This window comes from Megasphaera intestinihominis (genome assembly GCF_040096415.1).
GTDB classification, from domain to species: Bacteria; Bacillota; Negativicutes; order Veillonellales; family Megasphaeraceae; genus Megasphaera; species Megasphaera intestinihominis.
This window is the reverse complement of the sequence record NZ_JBBMEU010000148.1, coordinates 1-763: the sequence shown is the minus strand read 5'-3', so window position 1 is coordinate 763 and position 763 is coordinate 1. Positions and strand designations below refer to the sequence as shown.

Annotated in this window: 1 protein-coding gene; it reads left to right on the top strand. The window is 47.1% G+C overall.

The genetic code is table 11. The features are described 5' to 3' along the window. Positions 1 to 33: 33 nt before the first annotated feature. On the top strand, positions 34 to 763 hold a 730-nt coding region (locus WMO23_RS11400), incomplete at its 3' end, for a transposase (RefSeq protein WP_349174146.1).

Below are 763 nucleotides of genomic sequence, written 5' to 3'. Positions count from 1 at the left end.
GATTTTACCGAATGGTATATTGATGGGACTAAGATGGAAGCTAATGCGAACCGCTATACGTTTGTCTGGCGCAAGCGAGTAGAAAAAGGGATTGCTAAGCTAAAGGAAAAACGGCGGCAAATCCAGGAACAGATGCTGGCTTTCACGGGCATGGATACCTTTATTCTGGATGACGATGAATTACTCCGGTCTGTTGTAGACGTATGCCAGGGAAACGGCATCACGTTTGTGCAAGGGTCTGGCCATCGAAAAACAGCAGAACAAAAACTGTTTGAACAGGTAGCAGCCATCCGGGAGAAACAACAAGAATATGATGCCCACCTGACCGTAATGGGTACACGGAACAGTTATTCCAAGACGGATCCCGACGCTACGTTTATGCGCATGAAAGAAGACCACATGAAAAATGGGCAGCTGAAACCGGCCTACAATCTTCAACTAGCGGTACAGTCTGAATATATTATCGGACTGGGCCTATTCCCGAATCCAACGGATACCCGGACCTTGATCCCGTTCTTGACAGCCTTGGAATCAGGGTATGGAAGACTAGCAGATCATATTGTGGCGGATGCCGGGTATGACAGTGAAGAAAACATGGACTGGATAGAAAAGAAAGGAAGCACGGTATGCATCAAACCACGGGAGTATGAATACCGGAAGACATCAGCCTTCAAGAAAAAAATCGGGCACCGAAGCAATATGGTCTATGACGCAGACAGCGATACCTATACCTGTGCCAAAGGAAGGAAGCTGCATTTCGTAA